Consider the following 2,420-nt stretch of genomic DNA (forward strand, 5'->3'; position numbering starts at 1 on the left):
CGTAACCGGCCAGCAAACACACCTTTCTGACCCCACCGCCAAAGGCGATGGTGTCCACCTATTTAAGTGGACACCACTTCTAGCCTTTTAAGAGGGTCTTTCATGCAGCCACAACGCCGTTCCTATTCCAGGTCGTTCAAGGCCCAAGTCATTCAAGAGTGCGCCCAACCTGGGGCCTCGATTGCCAACGTTGCGCTGAGCCACAGCCTCAACGCGAACCTCGTCCACAAGTGGATTCGGCTGCAAACGCAGAAAAGCATGGCGCTGCATCCCGCTTTTGTTTCACTGCCCATGCCACTCGCCAGCACTGAGTCGCAATCGGCATCATCGACTATCAGCGTTGAGATCCAGCATCCGCGCGGCACCGTTAAAGTGAACTGGCCAACTGAAAGTGCTGCTGCCTGTGCAACCTTTCTTCGAGACCTGTTGCGATGATTCGTATCGACGCCATCTGGCTCGCCACTGAGCCCATGGACATGCGCGCCGGCACTGACACAGCGCTGGCGCGGGTGGTGGCCGTGTTCGGTGCGGCGCAGCCGCACTGTGCTTATCTGTTTGCCAACCGCCGCGCCAATCGCATGAAAGTGCTGGTGCACGATGGGTTGGGCATCTGGCTGGCGGCGCGCCGACTGCATCAAGGCAAATTTTTCTGGCCGGGATCTCGGCACGGCTCGCAGATGGAATTGGGTGCCGAACAACTGCATGCCCTGGTGCTGGGTTTACCTTGGCAAAGAGTTGGGCAAAACAGTGCGATTACCCTGATGTAATCACTGCCATGGCCAGCGTCGCCGTGCAATTGTCCGATGAGCCTATCGTCAGTGTTGGCCTGTTCTGACAAAATCGGCGGCATGACTTTGCTTCCTGATTTCGACCAATTAAACCCTGAACAACTGCGCGCTATCGCCGCGCAGCTGATGCAGCGTGTCGAGACTCTCGATCAAAAAGTCGAGTCCATGGACAAGCAGATCCATCACTACAAAACGGTCAACGACAAGCTGACCCACGAGATCGCACAGCTCAAGCGTTTCAAGTTTGCCAAGCGCAGCGAGCAGCTAAATCCGTATCAAACCAGCCTGCTCGATGACGTGATCGATGCCGATATCGCGGCCATCGAAGCCGAGCTTGAGACGTTGCAACCCGCTCCAGCCCCGACCGTGGCTCGGCAAAAACCTAAACGCACCGCCTTGCCGCCCGAGTTTCCACGCACGCCCATCCATCACGAACCGGACAACACTCACTGCCAATGCGGCTGCGCCCTCAAGCGTATCGGCGAGGATGTCAGCGAGAAACTCGACTACACGCCCGGCGTGTTCACGGTTGAACAACACATCCGTGGCAAGTGGGTCTGTGAGGACTGCGAGACCCTGATCCAGGCACCTGTTCCTGCGCAGGTCATCGATAAAGGCATCCCCACAGCAGGTTTGCTGGCTCAAGTGATGATCGCCAAATACGGTGATCATTTGCCACTGTACCGTCAGGAAAAGATCTTTGGCCGGGCCGGCCTCGCCATCCCGCGCTCGACCTTGGCGCAGTGGGTCGGCACTTGCGGTGTGCAACTGCAACCACTGGTTGATGCTCTGCGCGAAGTGGTGCTTGGACACAACGTGGTGCACGCCGATGAAACGCCGGTACAGGTGCTCATGCCTGGCTCGAAGAAAACCCATCGGGCCTACGTCTGGGCCTATGCAACCACCGCGTCTGCCGATATCCGCGCAGTGGTGTACGACTTCAGCCCCAGCCGCTCGGGCGAACATGCACGCAACTTCCTGCAAGACTGGAAGGGCAAGCTGGTCTGCGATGATTTTGGTGGTTACAAAGCCAGTTTTGCACTCGGTGTCACTGAAATCGGCTGCATGGCCCATGCGCGGCGTAAGTTCTTCGACCTGCACGCCACGAACAAAAGCACGCTCGCCGAGCAAGCTCTGCGCTATATCCAGTTGCTGTACGAAATCGAAAGTGAAATCCGCGATTTGGAGCCCGATGTACGGCGACGAATACGACAAGAAAAAGCCGTCCCCGTGATGAACATGCTGCACACTTGGATGATCGCCCAGCGCGAGCTGGTACACGAGGGTGTGGCCATCGCCAAGGCCCTGGATTACAGCCTGAAACGCTGGACGGCGTTGTCACGTTATCTGGATGACGGCGCGGTGCCTATTGATAACAACCACATCGAGCAGCAAATCCGGCCATGGGCGCTCGGACGCAAGAACTGGCTCTTTGCAGGGTCGTTACGCAGCGGACAACGCGCGGCTGCGCTGATGAGTTTGATCCAATCGGCCAAGCTTAACGGGCATGATCCGTATGCTTATCTCAAGGATGTGCTGATGCGGCTGCCGACGCAGCGCGCCAGTGAGATCGCCGAGTTGTTGCCGCATAACTGGCTGCCGTTACGCAACCTGTAATGCCCGTTCGCTTAC

The 2,420-nt window shown here is 57.6% G+C and carries 3 protein-coding genes; all 3 read left to right on the forward strand.

What is annotated here, in order from left to right:
- Positions 1-102 precede the first annotated feature (102 nt).
- The 3 genes from tnpA (at position 103) to tnpC (ending at position 2,405) form a co-directional block, all read left to right on the forward strand.
- Positions 103-435 (forward strand): IS66-like element accessory protein TnpA, encoded by a 333-nt coding sequence (gene tnpA / locus BLL38_RS29755; RefSeq protein ID WP_019818068.1) that lies wholly within the window; start codon positions 103-105, stop codon positions 433-435.
- Positions 432-767: an IS66 family insertion sequence element accessory protein TnpB gene (gene tnpB / locus BLL38_RS29760; protein WP_019719038.1), complete on the forward strand. Its 336-nt coding sequence runs from the start codon at positions 432-434 to the stop codon at positions 765-767. The genes tnpA and tnpB overlap by 4 nt, the downstream gene beginning before the upstream one ends.
- Before the next feature lie 81 nt (positions 768-848).
- Positions 849-2,405, forward strand: a complete 1,557-nt coding sequence (tnpC, locus tag BLL38_RS29765; RefSeq protein ID WP_019818069.1) for an IS66 family transposase — start codon at positions 849-851, stop codon at positions 2,403-2,405.
- Positions 2,406-2,420 lie beyond the last annotated feature (15 nt).

The sequence above is a fragment of the Pseudomonas gessardii genome (assembly GCF_001983165.1).
In the GTDB taxonomy this organism is placed as follows: domain Bacteria; phylum Pseudomonadota; class Gammaproteobacteria; order Pseudomonadales; family Pseudomonadaceae; genus Aquipseudomonas; species Aquipseudomonas gessardii.

Excerpts from the sequence above, each read along its gene's own strand:
- tnpA (WP_019818068.1), top strand. The coding sequence starts at position 103 with ATGCAGCCACAACGCCGTTCCTATTCCAGGTCGTTCAAGGCCCAAGTC.
- tnpB (WP_019719038.1), top strand. The coding sequence starts at position 432 with ATGATTCGTATCGACGCCATCTGGCTCGCCACTGAGCCCATGGACATG.
- tnpC (WP_019818069.1), top strand. The coding sequence starts at position 849 with ATGACTTTGCTTCCTGATTTCGACCAATTAAACCCTGAACAACTGCGC.